This is a genomic window from Corynebacterium epidermidicanis, assembly GCF_001021025.1.
GTDB classification, from domain to species: Bacteria; Actinomycetota; Actinomycetes; order Mycobacteriales; family Mycobacteriaceae; genus Corynebacterium; species Corynebacterium epidermidicanis.
The window spans coordinates 413,709-427,714 of sequence record NZ_CP011541.1; the positions used below are offsets into that span (position 1 = coordinate 413,709).

14 protein-coding genes and 1 pseudogene are annotated in these 14,006 nt (G+C 55.1%); 12 read left to right on the forward strand and 3 right to left on the reverse strand.

From position 1 onward, the window contains the following. Nucleotides 1-42: 42 nt before the first annotated feature. Nucleotides 43-1,452, reverse strand: a complete 1,410-nt coding sequence (gene dcuC / locus CEPID_RS01980; RefSeq protein ID WP_047239540.1) for a C4-dicarboxylate transporter DcuC — start codon at nt 1,450-1,452, stop codon at nt 43-45. Nucleotides 1,453-1,962: 510 nt separating this feature from the next. On the opposite strand from dcuC, the gene rpsH reads away from it, so the two are divergent. Genes rpsH through rplO form a run of 6 tightly spaced genes read left to right on the forward strand, consistent with a single transcriptional unit; the run spans nt 1,963 to nt 4,635 of the window. After that, nucleotides 1,963-2,361, forward strand: a complete 399-nt coding sequence (gene rpsH / locus CEPID_RS01985; protein ID WP_047239541.1) for a 30S ribosomal protein S8 — start codon at nt 1,963-1,965, stop codon at nt 2,359-2,361. 15 nt (nt 2,362-2,376) lie between these two features. Next, complete coding sequence (gene rplF / locus CEPID_RS01990; RefSeq protein ID WP_047239542.1) at nt 2,377-2,913, forward strand: 50S ribosomal protein L6; 537 nt, start codon at nt 2,377-2,379, stop codon at nt 2,911-2,913. Then, nucleotides 2,913-3,317, forward strand: a complete 405-nt coding sequence (gene rplR / locus CEPID_RS01995) for a 50S ribosomal protein L18 (protein WP_047239543.1) — start codon at nt 2,913-2,915, stop codon at nt 3,315-3,317. The genes rplF and rplR overlap by 1 nt, the downstream gene beginning before the upstream one ends. Nucleotides 3,318-3,357: 40 nt before the next feature. After that, on the forward strand, nt 3,358-3,996 hold the full coding sequence (gene rpsE, locus CEPID_RS02000; RefSeq protein ID WP_047239544.1) for a 30S ribosomal protein S5: 639 nt from the start codon (nt 3,358-3,360) through the stop codon (nt 3,994-3,996). 3 nt (nt 3,997-3,999) lie between these two features. Then, nucleotides 4,000-4,185, forward strand: a complete 186-nt coding sequence (rpmD, locus tag CEPID_RS02005; RefSeq protein ID WP_047239545.1) for a 50S ribosomal protein L30 — start codon at nt 4,000-4,002, stop codon at nt 4,183-4,185. Nucleotides 4,186-4,188: 3 nt separating this feature from the next. Next, nucleotides 4,189-4,635, forward strand: coding sequence for a 50S ribosomal protein L15 (gene rplO, locus CEPID_RS02010; protein ID WP_047239546.1), 447 nt, complete (start codon nt 4,189-4,191; stop codon nt 4,633-4,635). Nucleotides 4,636-4,963: 328 nt separating this feature from the next. Here the strand turns inward: rplO and CEPID_RS02015 are convergent. After that, nucleotides 4,964-6,176 (reverse strand): annotated as a pseudogene (locus CEPID_RS02015) (IS110 family RNA-guided transposase). Between the two features lie 317 nt (nt 6,177-6,493). On the opposite strand from CEPID_RS02015, the gene CEPID_RS02020 reads away from it, so the two are divergent. The 3 genes from CEPID_RS02020 to CEPID_RS02030 all read left to right on the forward strand — a co-directional run bounded on the left by CEPID_RS02020 (nt 6,494) and on the right by CEPID_RS02030 (nt 10,000). After that, nucleotides 6,494-7,666, forward strand: coding sequence for a hypothetical protein (locus CEPID_RS02020; RefSeq protein ID WP_047239547.1), 1,173 nt, complete (start codon nt 6,494-6,496; stop codon nt 7,664-7,666). Nucleotides 7,667-7,696: 30 nt separating this feature from the next. Beyond that, entirely contained in the window at nt 7,697-8,284 is a 588-nt protein-coding gene (locus CEPID_RS02025; RefSeq protein WP_047239548.1) for an NPCBM/NEW2 domain-containing protein, read from the forward strand. Between the two features lie 1,017 nt (nt 8,285-9,301). Next, nucleotides 9,302-10,000 (forward strand): DUF2786 domain-containing protein, encoded by a 699-nt coding sequence (locus CEPID_RS02030; protein ID WP_047239549.1) that lies wholly within the window; start codon nt 9,302-9,304, stop codon nt 9,998-10,000. Here the strand turns inward: CEPID_RS02030 and CEPID_RS02035 are convergent. After that, nucleotides 9,997-11,025 carry a DUF4272 domain-containing protein gene (locus CEPID_RS02035; RefSeq protein WP_047239550.1) on the reverse strand — a complete coding sequence of 343 codons (1,029 nt, stop codon included), beginning with the start codon at nt 11,023-11,025 and terminating at the stop codon, nt 9,997-9,999. The two genes, CEPID_RS02030 and CEPID_RS02035, sit on opposite strands and share 4 nt — an antisense overlap. A 229-nt stretch (nt 11,026-11,254) precedes the next feature. Here CEPID_RS02035 and secY point away from each other — a divergent pair, with 229 nt between their 5' ends. The 3 genes from secY (at nt 11,255) to map (ending at nt 13,991) form a co-directional block, all read left to right on the forward strand. Next, nucleotides 11,255-12,577 carry a preprotein translocase subunit SecY gene (gene secY, locus CEPID_RS02040; RefSeq protein ID WP_047239551.1) on the forward strand — a complete coding sequence of 441 codons (1,323 nt, stop codon included), beginning with the start codon at nt 11,255-11,257 and terminating at the stop codon, nt 12,575-12,577. After that, nucleotides 12,574-13,119: an adenylate kinase gene (locus CEPID_RS02045; protein ID WP_047239552.1), complete on the forward strand. Its 546-nt coding sequence runs from the start codon at nt 12,574-12,576 to the stop codon at nt 13,117-13,119. Before secY ends, CEPID_RS02045 begins: the two co-directional genes overlap by 4 nt. Nucleotides 13,120-13,196: 77 nt before the next feature. After that, entirely contained in the window at nt 13,197-13,991 is a 795-nt protein-coding gene (map, locus tag CEPID_RS02050; RefSeq protein ID WP_047239553.1) for a type I methionyl aminopeptidase, read from the forward strand. Nucleotides 13,992-14,006: the final 15 nt, after the last annotated feature.

The following is a 14,006-nucleotide window of genomic DNA, read 5'->3' on the forward strand; positions in this document are numbered from 1 at the left end:
CTAGGCGGCGTTTGCTAGGCGGCGTTTGCTAGGTGGCTGGCTCTAGGCAGCGATGAAGAGGAACGTGAAGACCACGTTGAGGATCGTGGCGACGATCATCGGCACCGCAGTGCGTTTGACCAGGCGAATGGGGTTAACGTTGATCGCGCCAGAGACGATCAGCACCGCGGCGTTAACCGGGGAAACCTGACGCATCAGGTTGGAAGTGCCCCAGATGGCGTTGAGCATTTGCACTGGCTGGATTCCAGTTTCGGCGGCGAGCTTGGGCACCACTTCCGCGAAGGCGAAGTAAGGGGCAGTGCCGGAACCCGTCAACGTTGCCATGATCGCGGTGGCTGCCACGAAGATCAGCACGACGATAACGGCCGCACCGGACGACCCTTCGGTGGCGCGGATGAGCATGTCGATGATCCCCAGCTGTGTGATGCCTTCGATCAGGACGGCGGCGGCGACCAGCAAGGCCACCACGCCTGCTGCGCCTTCGCCCATGCCGGTGAAGAAGGATTTGGTGGAATCAATCGTCTTCACGACATCCCGGTGGCGGATCACTTCGATGATCAGGGTAATCAGCATGGATGCCACAGTTACTGGTAGGATCTCGGCCTCGAATGGAATGACATGCAAGTTCTTCAAAATCGCCGACAGCACGATGAGTAGGAGAGGAAGTAGCGGAAGAATGGCATAGAATCCGGGCAGTCCTTTGGCTCGCTGCAGTGCTTCTTCGACGCTGGCGTGCGTTTCAATAACCGCGCTGTCTCCGGCGGTAGCGACTGACCGGGCGGCATCAACTTTGTCGCAGTGGTGCTGCCACCACATATGGACGAACGCGGTGATAACCAAGGTGGGCACCGTGGCACGGGCAACGTGGCCAAAGACGAATTCGGAAATAGGCAATCCGGTGAGCTTCGCACCTTGGATGAGGCCAGCTTCTAGTGGCGTCGGGATGATTGTCGAGGAGGTCACCACTATAGCGCCTACTGTCAAAGGTGTGAGGCCAGCGGCGATAAGCGCGGGAAGCAGTGTCGCAATCAGCAGCAGGGACAGCGCGGAGGCGGAAGGGACCACCAGGGACAACAGACTACCGATCAGGTATCCGATGGGAACCATCCAATAGGAGCCTTCGAAGTGCTGCAAAGGCTTGGACAGGACGACCACTGCTTTGGCATCGGCACCGATGTGGCGCATGTAGGCAACGAAACCGAACAGCACCATGATCGCCATGCCGATGCCGGAGAAGCGGGACTTGAACAGGGCTTCCACCACGAGAAGTTCGTCGTAGAAGCTATTGCCGGAAGGGGTAATTTTGACTGACGGCTGCGCTTTGCCGAGCATCGCGGCCACCATGAGGAGGATGACACCGACGAAGAAAATCGACGCCGCAGCATTAACTTTCTTCACGATCAGATAAATAACCGCGGCCACAGCAAGGCCGGCTATCAATAAGTACAGCATCGCTAAGGTGCTCACTTTCTCTACTGGGGTCAGCAAAGTAGCGCCACAAACACTCAGCCCATCGATGCGCCACTTGGCTACGACGTATTCAATTGCTGCTATCTATTTTCGCATGCGAATGCACTTATTGAATAGGGGTATGCGGGATAAGTGGGTAACATCACCGCCACCTTGCTTATCGACGGCCGTTGGTCTTAAGAAGCCGTGCAGTGGCCTGCGTTGCCGGAGGTAGCCACCCTGGCCGAACGGGCGTCGATAAGCAATCTAAGAGGTACTTGGCAAAAGTGGGCAATTGCGGTAGGGTAGCCCGTTGGACTTGAATGACTCGAGTGCCACAAGTACATATTCCACCTACTTTGTTGTAGGCCCCCCGCCCAATGCGTCCAGTGAAATTTCAAGGCAGCGAGCTTCCTGACTATTTAGCTAGGTGAGCGGCAGTGGCCGGTTGTTAACTGATAACGCCGGGTGGGTAAGGGAACCGCAACGAGAAAGGCTCAAGGTCACAGTAATATGACCATGACTGATCCAATTGCAGACATGTTGTCTCGCGTGCGCAATGCAAACCATGCGTACCATGACTCCGTGTCTATGCCATCTTCCAAGTTGAAGGTGAACATCGCTACGATCCTCAAGCAAGAGGGCTACATCGCTGATTTCTCTGTTTCGGAGGAAAAAGTTGGTAAGACCCTGAAGCTGGATCTGAAGTACGGCCCGTCTCGCGAGCGCTCCATCTCTGGTGTTCGTCGCGTTTCTAAGCCAGGCTTGCGCGTATACGCAAAGTCCACCAACCTGCCAGAGGTTCTGGGTGGCCTGGGCGTGGCTATTATTTCCACGTCCCAGGGTCTCCTGACCGATCGCCAGGCTACCGAGAAGGGTGTAGGCGGAGAAGTTCTCGCCTACGTCTGGTAAGGGAGGATTTGTAAAATGTCGCGTATTGGTAAGAACCCTATCGCTATCCCATCCGGTGTTGACGTTAAGCTCGACGGCCAGCACGTAGAGGTCAAGGGCCCTAAGGGTACCCTGTCTCTCGACGTTCCAGCTCCGATCAACGTCGCCGTTGAGGGCAACGAGATCCTCGTTACCCGTCCAGACGATCACCGCAAGAACCGCGCCCTGCACGGCCTGTCCCGCTCTTTGGTGAACAACCTCGTTGAGGGTGTTACCAAGGGCTACACCATCAAGATGGAAATCTTCGGTGTCGGCTACCGTGTCCAGCTCAAGGGCACTGCTCTCGAGTTCTCCCTGGGCTACTCTCACCCAGTTCTGATCGAAGCTCCAGAAGGCATCAAGTTTGCTGTTGATGGCAACACCAAGCTTTCGATCGAGGGTATTGACAAGCAAAAGGTCGGACAGATCGCTGCTATCATCCGTCGTCTGCGTAAGGATGATCCTTACAAGGGCAAGGGCATCCGCTACGAGGGTGAGCAGGTCCGTCGCAAGGTCGGAAAGACGGGTAAGTAATGAGCAACGAGAACACTTCAAACAAGCGCCTGCCAGTAGGCAAGGACATCTCCACTCGCCGTCGCGAGGCTCGTGCACGTCGCCACTTCCGCATCCGCAAGAACCTGCGGGGTACTGCCGAGATGCCACGTCTCGTCGTACACCGTACCTCTCGCCACATGCACGTTCAGATCATCGACGACCTCGCAGGTCACACGCTTGCTGCAGCTTCCACCATGGAAGAAGCAGTACGCGCACTCGATGGTGATAAGAAGGCACGTGGTGCCCAGGTTGGCAAGCTCATTGCTGAGCGCGCCAAGGCTGCTGGTATTGAAGCTGTGGTCTTTGACCGCGGTGGCTACCAGTACCACGGTCGCGTCGCCGCTCTGGCTGACGCCGCACGTGAAGGTGGTCTGAAGTTCTAATGATCACCGCAACCATGAACATCAACGGAAGGATCGCGTAATGCCGGGACGTGAACGGCGTAACGGCGGACGCTCCGCCGACGAGAACAACAACAACGAGCGCAACGAGCGCCGCGGTCGCGGCCGTGATCGTGACGATCGCCGCAACCAGCAGCAGGACGAGCGCTCCCAGTACATTGAGCGCGTTGTAACCATCAACCGCGTGTCCAAGGTCGTGAAGGGTGGTCGTCGCTTCAGCTTCACCGCTCTCGTCATCGTTGGCGACGGCCAGGGCATGGTCGGCGTTGGCTACGGCAAGGCCAAGGAAGTTCCAGCAGCAATCCAGAAGGGTGCAGAAGAGGCTCGCAAGAACTTCTTCCGCGTCCCAATGGTTGGCGGAACCATCACCCACCCAGTCCAGGGTGAAGCTGCGGCCGGCATCGTGATGCTGCGCCCTGCAGCTCCAGGTACCGGTGTTATCGCCGGTGGCGCTGCGCGTCCAGTTCTGGAATGTGCAGGCGTTCAGGACGTTCTGTCCAAGTCCCTGGGCTCCGACAATGCTATCAACGTCGTCCACGCAACCGTGGCTGGCTTGAAGCAGCTGGTTCGTCCTGAAGAGGTCGCTGCCCGTCGTGGCAAGACCGTCGAAGAGGTCACTCCAGCACGTATCCTGCGCGCTCGCGCAGCACAGGAGGCTTAAACCATGGCCCTGAAGATCACTCAAACCAAGGGCACCGTTGGTGCTAAGCAGAACCAGAAGGAATCGCTGCGTTCCCTCGGCCTGAAGCGCATCCACCACAGCGTCGTGCGCGAAGACACTCCAGTGACTCGCGGCATGATCAACGTGGTGCGCCACATGGTCGTCGTCGAAGAAGTAGCGGGGGAGTAAACAATGAGCGAACCAATCAAGCTCCACGACCTGCGCCCGGCTCCGGGCTCAAACAAGGCTAAGACCCGCGTTGGTCGCGGTGAAGCATCCAAGGGTAAGACCGCTGGTCGCGGTACCAAGGGTACCAAGGCTCGCAAGCAGGTTTCTGCTGCATTCGAAGGTGGCCAAATGCCACTTCACATGCGTCTGCCTAAGCTCAAGGGCTTCAAGAACCCTAACCGCGTGGTTTTCCAAGTGGTTAATGTTGCTGACCTTGAGAAGCACTTCGCCCAGGGTGGCGACGTCACCGTCGCAGACCTCGTTGCAGCTGGCCTCGTTCGCAAGAACCAGCCAGTAAAGGTGCTCGGTAACGGCGACATCAGCGTCAAGCTGAACGTCACCGCAACCAAGTTCTCCGGCTCTGCCAAGGAGAAGATCGAGGCCGCTGGCGGCACGGTCACCGAGGCTTAAACCTTTTAAGTCTTAAGCGTTAAGGGCTCTCCCGATTGGGAAGGGCCCTTTTTGCATGCCTGCGCGCATGTTTTTCGACGTGTATGATCGTCTTGTCGCTCGCATGAATCCTAATAGTTTGGCAATTAAATGATGAAAAATTACTAATTTGATACCCCCTTTTGGGTGGGCAACATTCGAAAATTGGATTTTCCTGTGGACAGGCGGGGGGTGTCCCTATGTTTTTGTCAAGTGTGAGGTTGTCGCTGACGAATACAGATGTGGGGGTAGCTTTTAGGCGTGCTTAGGAACCGGCCAGCGTGTGCTGGTCGGTTTTCGTCTTTAGACATTAAGCGGCGACTGGGCGTGGTGGGATTTCTCGGAAGAACTCTTTGTTTTTCAGCATTGCGTAGATGACGTTGCATCTGCGTCGTGCCAGGCAGATAACTGCCGCGTTGTGGCGTTTACCTTCGGCGCGTTTACGTTCGTAGTACTGTCGTGACGGTTCGTGGCTGCGGATAGCGGCAAATGCGGAGTAGAACAAAGCGTTTTTCAGCCGCTTATTGCCTGATCGTGCTGGGAATTCGCCTCTGATTGATGATCCTGATCGTCGTGTCACTGGTGCGATGCCTGCGTAAGCGGCCAGGTGGCCAGCACTGTCGAAGTCTTTAGCCGTCACCGATCGCCAGGAGGATCTGTGCTGCGGTCTTGATGCCGACTCCGGGCATGCTCATCAAGACCTCACAAAGAGGGAAATCATCAAGCATTCTCTCAACCTGTTCAGTAATGGTGTCGCGCTGCTCTTTTAACGCCTTGATGTTTGCAGCTAGTTGGGGAATGACGAGCTCGGCGGCATCGCTTCCAGGCACAATAACTGTTTGCGCTTTCAGTGCTGCAAAAATCTCGTCTACCAGTGGGGTGGGGTCTTTTCGTGTGTGCTTGATCATCCAGTTCAGCACTCGTTGATACCCGGCTCGTTTCAGCCCCTGGGGCCCCTTGTAATGGATCAGCATGTCCAGGATTGGGGTGCGAGTTAGGGTGCTGCCAGCAAAAACTCGTTCCAGGCTTGGGCAGATCTGGGTGAGGATGCTACGTAGTCGGTTGACGGTGCGGGTGCAGTCGCGGGCGATGTCGTCATCGAAGCCGGAGAGCATTTTCAATGCTGACAGAACTTCGTTGTTTCGGTCGACGGCACGCAGCGTGTGAGGCATTGTTCGGGCGGTATCAGCGATTATGAAGGCGTCGCGTTTGTCTGTTTTCGCACGGCCTGGATAGAGATCTGCAGCTTTGCGCATGGCTAGGCCTGGTAGGTATCCGACTTCGCATCCGCAGGCACGGGCTACAGCAATCGGTAGTGCGCCGATGGTATTGGGTTGATCGACGACCACAAGAACAGAGCCACGCTCTTGAAGCTGATGGAAAACGCTTGCTAGATCGGACTCGAGTTGAGGCAATGGTTTGTCGAAGACCTTGTTGCCGTCGCGGTCGAGAGCGCAGGCGTGGTGTTCAGACTTACCTACGTCTAGGCCGAGGAATATGTCGATGGAGTGTTCCTGCGACATGGTGAGCTCCTAGAAAACGAGTTGAATATGTCGTTGTTCCAGTCGCTGGCGTCATGACATTCGTTGCGAGCACCCACGTTACAAAGAGACCTGGATATATAGATTCCGGCCGTGTCCCTATCAGCTGTCATCGAACGTCCTGGCACCCGGTGGCAACACCCCCCGGATCATGGAAACTACAGGGCAAGTAAGCCATACCGGGACCAGCGACTATCCCCATTATCGGGGATACTCACAAGGTAACGGGGGGAGTTAGTCTCTAGCTAGTTTCCAGTTCTGACCAGTTTGTAACAATTTGATCAAAGAGGAGCCGCTAGATGCGTCTTTCCCATCTCAAAAAGGTAACAGTTGCCACGGGCATGGCGGCTGTGATGGTGCTCGGAGGGGTGCAGCCGGTGCAGGCTGCGTCTAATACCTACTACCCGGCCGATGACACGTGTGAGATTCGCTTTACGAATCGGGATAATATTCTGGGCGAAAACTATGCATTTGTATGGGATGGGGTGCGAGCAGCGCTCAATCGGATTTCTGACAAGAAATCTTTTGTGAGTGACGTCAAAAGGTATCGAGAACTCTCAATCAAATACAACGAACTTAGTAAGCAATATCAGGGGAAAATCCCTGAAGAACTTTCTTCGTCCTTGTTGGCGGAAACGATTGAGATAAACGGCCGATTGGTAGCTGCTTTCGAGGCAGCCGGGTATAACCAAGAAGGCGCTAGGGTGATCGCACTTTCGACCGTTACGCTGTACGGTCGCTATCAAGCCATGCTGCAAGCAGGTGTCGAGCTCGATGCGCCTGCCCGTCTGGATGAAACTGAAATTTATCCCGATCCAATCGTGGCGAAATTTGCGGAGTCCCGTTTTCCGCGGCAGGAACTCGAGGACTACCTTGCTAAGGAAGGGGTTGACCCAGGGCAGGTTATTGACGACTACTTGTCCGATATACGTTCCAGGGTTGTTTCCGAGAACCCAGCGATCCAGGCTGAGTGGGAAGCAGCAGTCCGTACTTTCTATGGCGCTGATCGCGGCTCGGCTTTCGAAATTGACGTCTTTAGGGCTTGCCTAAATCGGCAATCCCTAACGGTCGATACTTCCAAGATGGACCCCTCCGAATACCTGCCTGGATTCGACTTGGCTCCGATCGGCGCATCCCGCCCAACCGTAACGTCGAAGCCATCAACGACTCCGAGTGTTTCTACTTCGACCTCTCGGCCTGTTGTGTCTACTTCGGAGGTGCCAAAGCCTACTTCTGCGACGCAATCTCCGTCTGCAACTTCAACCGAAACTGCGAAGCCTACGGCTACTGCTACGCCTACCAAGACGGCGGAGCCAACAGTTAAACCTGGCGAAACTCCGAAGAAGAAGTCCAACGCCGGCGCGATTGTGGGGGCCCTGGTTGGTGTCCTCGGTCTGTTCGGACTTTTTGGCGCTATCGCTATGCAGTTCAAGCACCTGCTCCCACCGGCGATCGCTCGTTTTCTTCCCTAACTACCCGAGACTCTCAGAAAGAAAAGTGAAATGCCTCCAATTCCAAATCTTCAAGACCTCGCTAAGCAGCTGCCCGCAATCGCGGCAGCCCTGGCCACCATCATCGGTCTCATCACTGGCCTAGCAACTCAGGCTCCGCAGCTTTCGAGCGGCAGCGATAAGCCGGGTGTTGTGAACACTGGAACGGTAACCGGAAAGCCAGTTCCTGGACGAACCGCATCTTGGTTTGATTTTAGCGGGTGCTGCGGCGGTGAAGGAACCCGGGGAACCGGAAAGCTGAATGGCAAAATTTACGCCAATTCTATCGCTGTGCATGGCCGGGGAGAGCGCGACAAGGTTGATACCAATCAGCAGTACAAGACGTTGACTGCAACGGTTGGCATGGCTGATGCAACGAAGTCGAAGTATCCCAATGCGACTTTCTCCGTCATAGTTACAGCTGACGGCAAGACTGTGTTCAAGGATGATGCGGTGGTCGGACAGTTGCTCAATGTGAAGGCCGATGTTAATTATGCGAAAAAGGTAGAAATTCAAATCGATCTTTTGTCGAAGACTGGCGATCAATTGTTTATCGATAAAAACACGCTCTTTGTGGGAACTCCAACATTCCATAGCTAGAAACTCGGTCGAAGGGCCTTCACTATTTCGTTTTTCGGAAAGTGGAGGCCTTTCGCGTATCGGCTGCGAAATCTTCGCTAAGCAAGAATGAAGAATACCCCAAATTTGTTGAAATAGGGTGGTGACCTAGCCGTACCAGTGGACAAGAGGTGGGGGCGCTATTTTCAAAAGTAGTTTTATGCAGCTTCGATGAAATGACGATACTTTCTCTATTGGAATGACTTTTGAAATGTCCCCAATTTCAAATCTGAAGGCCTCGCTAAGCAGCTGCCAGCTATCGTGGCAGCCTTGGTGGCCACCTCCGGTCTCATCACTGGCCGAGCAACTCAGACTCCGTAATTGTCTAGTAACACTTGATCTTCGAGCGCTGCAAAGCTGGTTGATACGGATTCGCAACCCCCACATGTTGCTCCGACATTGCTCGTAAACTTCAAAAGTGCTTGGACAAATTCATATACCCATAATGTACAGGCTGTCCTAGGCTGGAATACTTATCCAAACTCCTATGTTTCCAATTGCTACGGTCGAGTGAACTACGTTGACGTATAAGGATGCGTACGCCATTGGTTGCAAAAATTTTGACGCGACTCTCGGGTTCGATCCAAACTATTCAAAGGGTTACTACTTTGCTTGACGCTGCCATGGAAACATATGTTGACGGCAAAGTAGCTGAAAGAACCGGCGTTCGTCGCGAAGACGTTCTGAAATATCATATTGCAATCCCGGCAGAGTCTAAGACCATTTCGTTCCGGTTGAATTTCTATCGAGATGATCATTCCTGAGTCTCCGATGATTTGGTTTCGACATTGGCACGCCAAAACTGAGCTAATGCTAGAACGCTTCAGATGCCCGTTCGATACCTTTCGAGCGGGCATTTCGGTTCCCAACCAAACACTTATCCACACCCTCCGCAACGAATACTGGTTATCCACAGGCCCATTCGGCCCGCCCGTCGAAAAGCGGTGACGTTTTGATATGACTAGAGCGCAATATCAGCGACCTAGATCAGGAGAAACAATGTTTAAGGTGAAGGAACGGATCCGTAAGTTGCTCGCGCAGGCGGCTGACCAGGAGGGCACGCCCGAGGGGGAGGTGTTCTATCGGAAGGCGTTCGAGCTGATGGCTCGGTATGGGCTCGAGCAGTCGGATGTGCCGAGCGACCCGCATTCAAAACGGACCACATCTGCGGAATATCACTTTGATGGTTCGTACACCGATTTGCAGGCGCGCCTGCTATTGACCATCGCAAATGCGCTCCACTGCGTGGGTGTTCAGGACGTAGTTCATAGATCAACTCGGGTCAGCGCCGTCAAAGTGTTCGGTTTGACTAGCCATCTCGAGCGGGTGGATATGCTGTACTCGATACTCAACCTCAATATGATCGCTGGCGCCTATGGCATCGTCGGTCGGAAGGGCATTAGACGCGCACGTAGGTCATATATGCTCGGGTTTTGTCTCGCGGTAGGGCAGCGACTTGCTGACGCCGAGCGAAAGGTTGCCTCCGAACATCAGCCACGAACGCTGGCGCTTATCGACGACCGAACGAAAGCAAAAGAGGCGCTGGATGCATACCTCTCGGAGCAAGGCATGAGGGTGTTTACGCGAAAGTCTCGCTCCGAACTAGATCCCGCCGCCTACGGCGCAGGAGCAGCAGCGGGAGCGCGAAGCGACATCGGGCAGGCCCGAGTTTCGTCGCGTCGTGCGATAGCGGGCTAAGTATTCAGATCCACGTCTTCATACGAGCTGAATGGATCCGTGATCCAGGCCAACGCGCGATGTCGTTCGAGGCAAATTGATGCTGCGATCTCATCCAGGGAGCCGTGGCTAATGTGATGCCAACGCAGACAGCGGATCCATTCGTGCAAGTCGCAGATCTCATCTGGGTCGCGCAACTGCGCTTCCTCCGGGATCGTTCGCACGGTCTCGTAAATTTCCTGGGGATTGACGCTTTCCAAGTCGGTGGGCTCCCCGGGGCTGGCCTCTAAGCACCAAGCGAGGGTATCGGCAGCGATGATGCTCCATTGATATTGAGTAGCTTCGTCTTGGATGTCGTCGTATCTAGCTGCCTCGTAAGCCTCAACGAATTCGGACTCCTGCTCTTCAAAAGACAATTCGTATCCAGCAAATTCACGGGCCAGTGCTTCGAAAGGCATTGGCTCGCCCTGTATTAGAGTGCCGGCGGCTTTGGATAGTACAGCTAAAGAAGCAATGCGATTCCGGACATCTTCTGGCGTTTGCGAAAAGATCTCTTCTGCAGCCCGCACGGGAGGAAGGGTGTCGGCTATGGTCAGTCCATCTTCGGCAAGTGATGCGCGAATCTCTCGTGCACGGATAGCTGCAGAGGGATGACGAGGAACAGCTGGCCCGTTTTCATTGAGGAGGTCTATGCCGTGGGCGTTGTAAACAGAATCGTAGCCCTGAATGAAGAAAATCGAATTGGAGGACTGCGACCAATCAGTAAACTCAGTCAGATCCGTCGGAGAGTAAGTATCGGGGCGCTCGAAAACATACTGATTTAAAGTGTGATTAATATGATCGATGGTGTCAAAGGTTTGTGCTGTCATCGTGCCGAATCGAGCCATGCCCAATTGGTCCACGTATCCAGCGAAGTCGTAAAGATGTTGTTGGATTTCCTCTATGGCTTCAGCTGATTCGGCGGTGGCAAAACCGCGGTGTGAAACTTCGTCTCCCTTAGGAGAGGCATCTCGGACCGTGCTGTAGGCGTTTACAAAGATCGACATAGCCTCGAGGATAGTTTTCCTTTACAGCCCGCGCTTGGCCAGCAATTGTTCGGAGCCAAACGCCCCGGGTAACCTAAATTGCCGAACCTAAGAATTTTCAACCGGGCTAATAGCTGGTAAAGTTGTCGTGTTGAATGTCTGCCGTGTGCCTAAGGGCGCACTAACACTAAATAGAAAACTTCTCTCCCGCGTATGACCTGCGCAAACTTGGGGAGAGCCAGGAGGATATGTGTCCGCCCTTATCTCAGCTTTTAAGGACGTAGATCTTCGTAAGAAGATCTTGTTCACCATCGCGATGATCATTTTGTACCGGATCGGTGCGCAAATTCCGTCGCCTGGTGTGGATTACGCTGCGATCGCCGGCCGTTTGCGCCAGTTGACCGACGGCACGAACAACGTGTACTCGCTCATCAACCTTTTCTCGGGTGGGGCGCTGCTACAGCTGTCGATCTTCGCCATCGGCATCATGCCTTACATCACGGCGTCGATTATTGTCCAGCTCCTCACTGTGGTTATTCCACACTTCGAAGAACTGAAGAAGGAAGGCCAATCAGGGCAAACCAAGATGACGCAGTACACGCGTTATCTGACCGTCGCCCTGGCTCTCCTGCAGTCTTCTGGCATCGTTGCTCTCGCGGACCGGCAGCAGTTGCTCGGGCAGGGAATTGAGGTGCTCAAGGCAGACCGAAATATCTTTGACCTCATCGTCTTGGTTATTACCATGACCGCAGGTGCTGTACTGGTTATGTGGATCGGCGAGCTGATGACCGACCGTGGTATCGGTAACGGCATGTCGCTGCTGATTTTTGCCGGCATCGCAACCCGCTTGCCTGCCGACGGCGTCCGTATCTTCCAATCCTCCGGTGGTATGGTCTTCGCGCTCGTCATGGTCGCGGTCGTCATTCTGGTTATCGGCGTGGTGTTCATTGAGCAAGGGCAGCGGCGTATTCCGGTGCAGTACGCAAAGCGTATGGTGGGCCGTCGTCAGTACGGTGGTACCTCCACCTACCTGCCGTTGAAGGTGAACCAAGCTGGCGTTATCCCTGTGATTTTCGCATCCTCCTTGATGTACGTGCCGGTCCTGATCACTCAGATCATCAACTCCGGTTCGGCAACTGTGCCGGATAACTGGTGGCAGCGCAATGTGATTCACTACCTGCAGACGCCGTCGACCTGGCAGTACATCGTCGCATACTTTGTCCTCATCATCTTCTTCTCCTACTTCTACGTTTCGGTGCAATACGACCCGAATGAGCAAGCAGACAACATGAAGAAGTACGGTGGATTTATCCCGGGTATCCGCCCGGGCCGTCCGACCGCAGAATACTTGGGCTACGTGATGAACCGCCTACTGTTCGTAGGTGCCCTCTACCTGGGTATCATCGCGGTGTTGCCAAACATCATGATGGACATGGGCGTGAACTCCGGTGCAGCTAACGCCACCCCATTCGGTGGCACTGCCATCCTGATTCTCGTGTCGGTCGCACTGACCACTGTGAAGCAGATCGAAAGCCAGCTTCTCCAAAGCAACTACGAAGGATTCCTGAAATGAGACTCGTACTCCTAGGCCCTCCCGGTGCCGGCAAAGGCACCCAAGCAGCCATTCTTTCCGAGAAGCTAGGCATTCCGCACATTTCTACCGGCGACCTGTTCCGCGCCAACATCGGCGAGGGAACCCCTCTGGGCGTTGAAGCGAAGTCCTACATCGATGCCGGGAAGCTCGTCCCCACCGACGTCACCGCTCGCATGGTTGAGGACCGCCTCAACCAAGAGGACGCAGCTAACGGCTTCCTGCTTGATGGATTTCCACGCACCGTGGAACAAGCTGACATCCTTGAAGACCTGCTCGCAAAGCATGGCACGCAGCTCGACGGCGTCGTCAACTTTAAGGTTTCTGAAGATGTCGTAGTAGAGCGCATGCTCGCCCGCGGTCGGGCAGACGACAACGAAGACACCATCCGCACCCGCCTTGGCGTCTACCGCGACGAAACCGCACCACTGATCGATCACTACGGCGACAAGATCATCACGATCGAAGCCGAGGGCACTGTTGAAGACATCAACGCCCGCACGATGGAAGCCATCGGAAAGTAAATAGACTCAAGCGAAGAAGCCGGTTGCGACAACACAGCAACCGGCTTTTCCAATCACAACCACACCGAGGACAGCACATGGGCTTCCGCAAGAAGAACAAACAGATCGCCGCCAAAACCCCAGGGGAACTAGACGCGATGCAAGCCGCCGGCGAAATCGTCGGACGCACCCTCCAAGCCGTCAAAGCAGCCGCCAAGCCAGGAGTGTCCACCCTGGAGCTCGACCAGGTGGCCGAAGCGACGATCCGTGATGCCGGGGCAATCCCCACCTTCCTAGGTTACAACGGCTTCACCGGCTCGATTTGTGCCTCTGTGAACGAAGTGATCGTCCACGGCATCCCCAATGCCGCCACGATTCTAAAAGAAGGGGACCTCGTCTCCATCGACTGCGGCGCCACGTTTGATGGGTGGGTTGGCGACAGCGCATGGTCGTTTGGCATCGGAGAGCTGGCGACGGACGTCGACAAGCTCAACCGTGCCACCGAATGGGTCCTGATGGAAGGGCTCAAGGCGATGATTCCGGGGAACAAGCTCACGGACGTGTCCTACGCGCTCGAACAAGCGACCTGGGCTGCCGAGGACAAGTTTGATGTTGAACTGCACATCGTCGATGGCTACGGTGGCCACGGGATCGGGCGAACCATGCACGAAGATCCGTACCTCGCTAATGAAGGCCGCCCAGGCCGAGGCCCAATCATTCAGGAAGGTTCCGTACTGGCAATCGAGCCGATGCTCACCCTCGGCACCGAAGATAGCCGGGTGCTTGACGACGACTGGACGGTAGTCACGCTAGACGGTTCGTGGTCTGCGCACTGGGAACACACCGTGGCTGCGACCGCGCAGGGGCCACGGATTCTCACGCCTCGCTTTTAGTCACTTCTGTAACTA

Coding starts and splice junctions, on each gene's coding strand:
- CEPID_RS02035 (WP_047239550.1), bottom strand. CDS start 11,025: ATGTCGATCTTTGTAAACGCCTACAGCACGGTCCGAGATGCCTCTCCT.
- rplO (WP_047239546.1), top strand. CDS start 4,189: ATGAGCGAACCAATCAAGCTCCACGACCTGCGCCCGGCTCCGGGCTCA.
- rplF (WP_047239542.1), top strand. CDS start 2,377: ATGTCGCGTATTGGTAAGAACCCTATCGCTATCCCATCCGGTGTTGAC.
- rpmD (WP_047239545.1), top strand. CDS start 4,000: ATGGCCCTGAAGATCACTCAAACCAAGGGCACCGTTGGTGCTAAGCAG.
- CEPID_RS02020 (WP_047239547.1), top strand. CDS start 6,494: ATGCGTCTTTCCCATCTCAAAAAGGTAACAGTTGCCACGGGCATGGCG.
- rplR (WP_047239543.1), top strand. CDS start 2,913: ATGAGCAACGAGAACACTTCAAACAAGCGCCTGCCAGTAGGCAAGGAC.
- CEPID_RS02030 (WP_047239549.1), top strand. CDS start 9,302: ATGTTTAAGGTGAAGGAACGGATCCGTAAGTTGCTCGCGCAGGCGGCT.
- rpsE (WP_047239544.1), top strand. CDS start 3,358: ATGCCGGGACGTGAACGGCGTAACGGCGGACGCTCCGCCGACGAGAAC.
- CEPID_RS02025 (WP_047239548.1), top strand. CDS start 7,697: ATGCCTCCAATTCCAAATCTTCAAGACCTCGCTAAGCAGCTGCCCGCA.
- rpsH (WP_047239541.1), top strand. CDS start 1,963: ATGACCATGACTGATCCAATTGCAGACATGTTGTCTCGCGTGCGCAAT.
- CEPID_RS02045 (WP_047239552.1), top strand. CDS start 12,574: ATGAGACTCGTACTCCTAGGCCCTCCCGGTGCCGGCAAAGGCACCCAA.
- map (WP_047239553.1), top strand. CDS start 13,197: ATGGGCTTCCGCAAGAAGAACAAACAGATCGCCGCCAAAACCCCAGGG.
- dcuC (WP_047239540.1), bottom strand. CDS start 1,452: ATGCTGTACTTATTGATAGCCGGCCTTGCTGTGGCCGCGGTTATTTAT.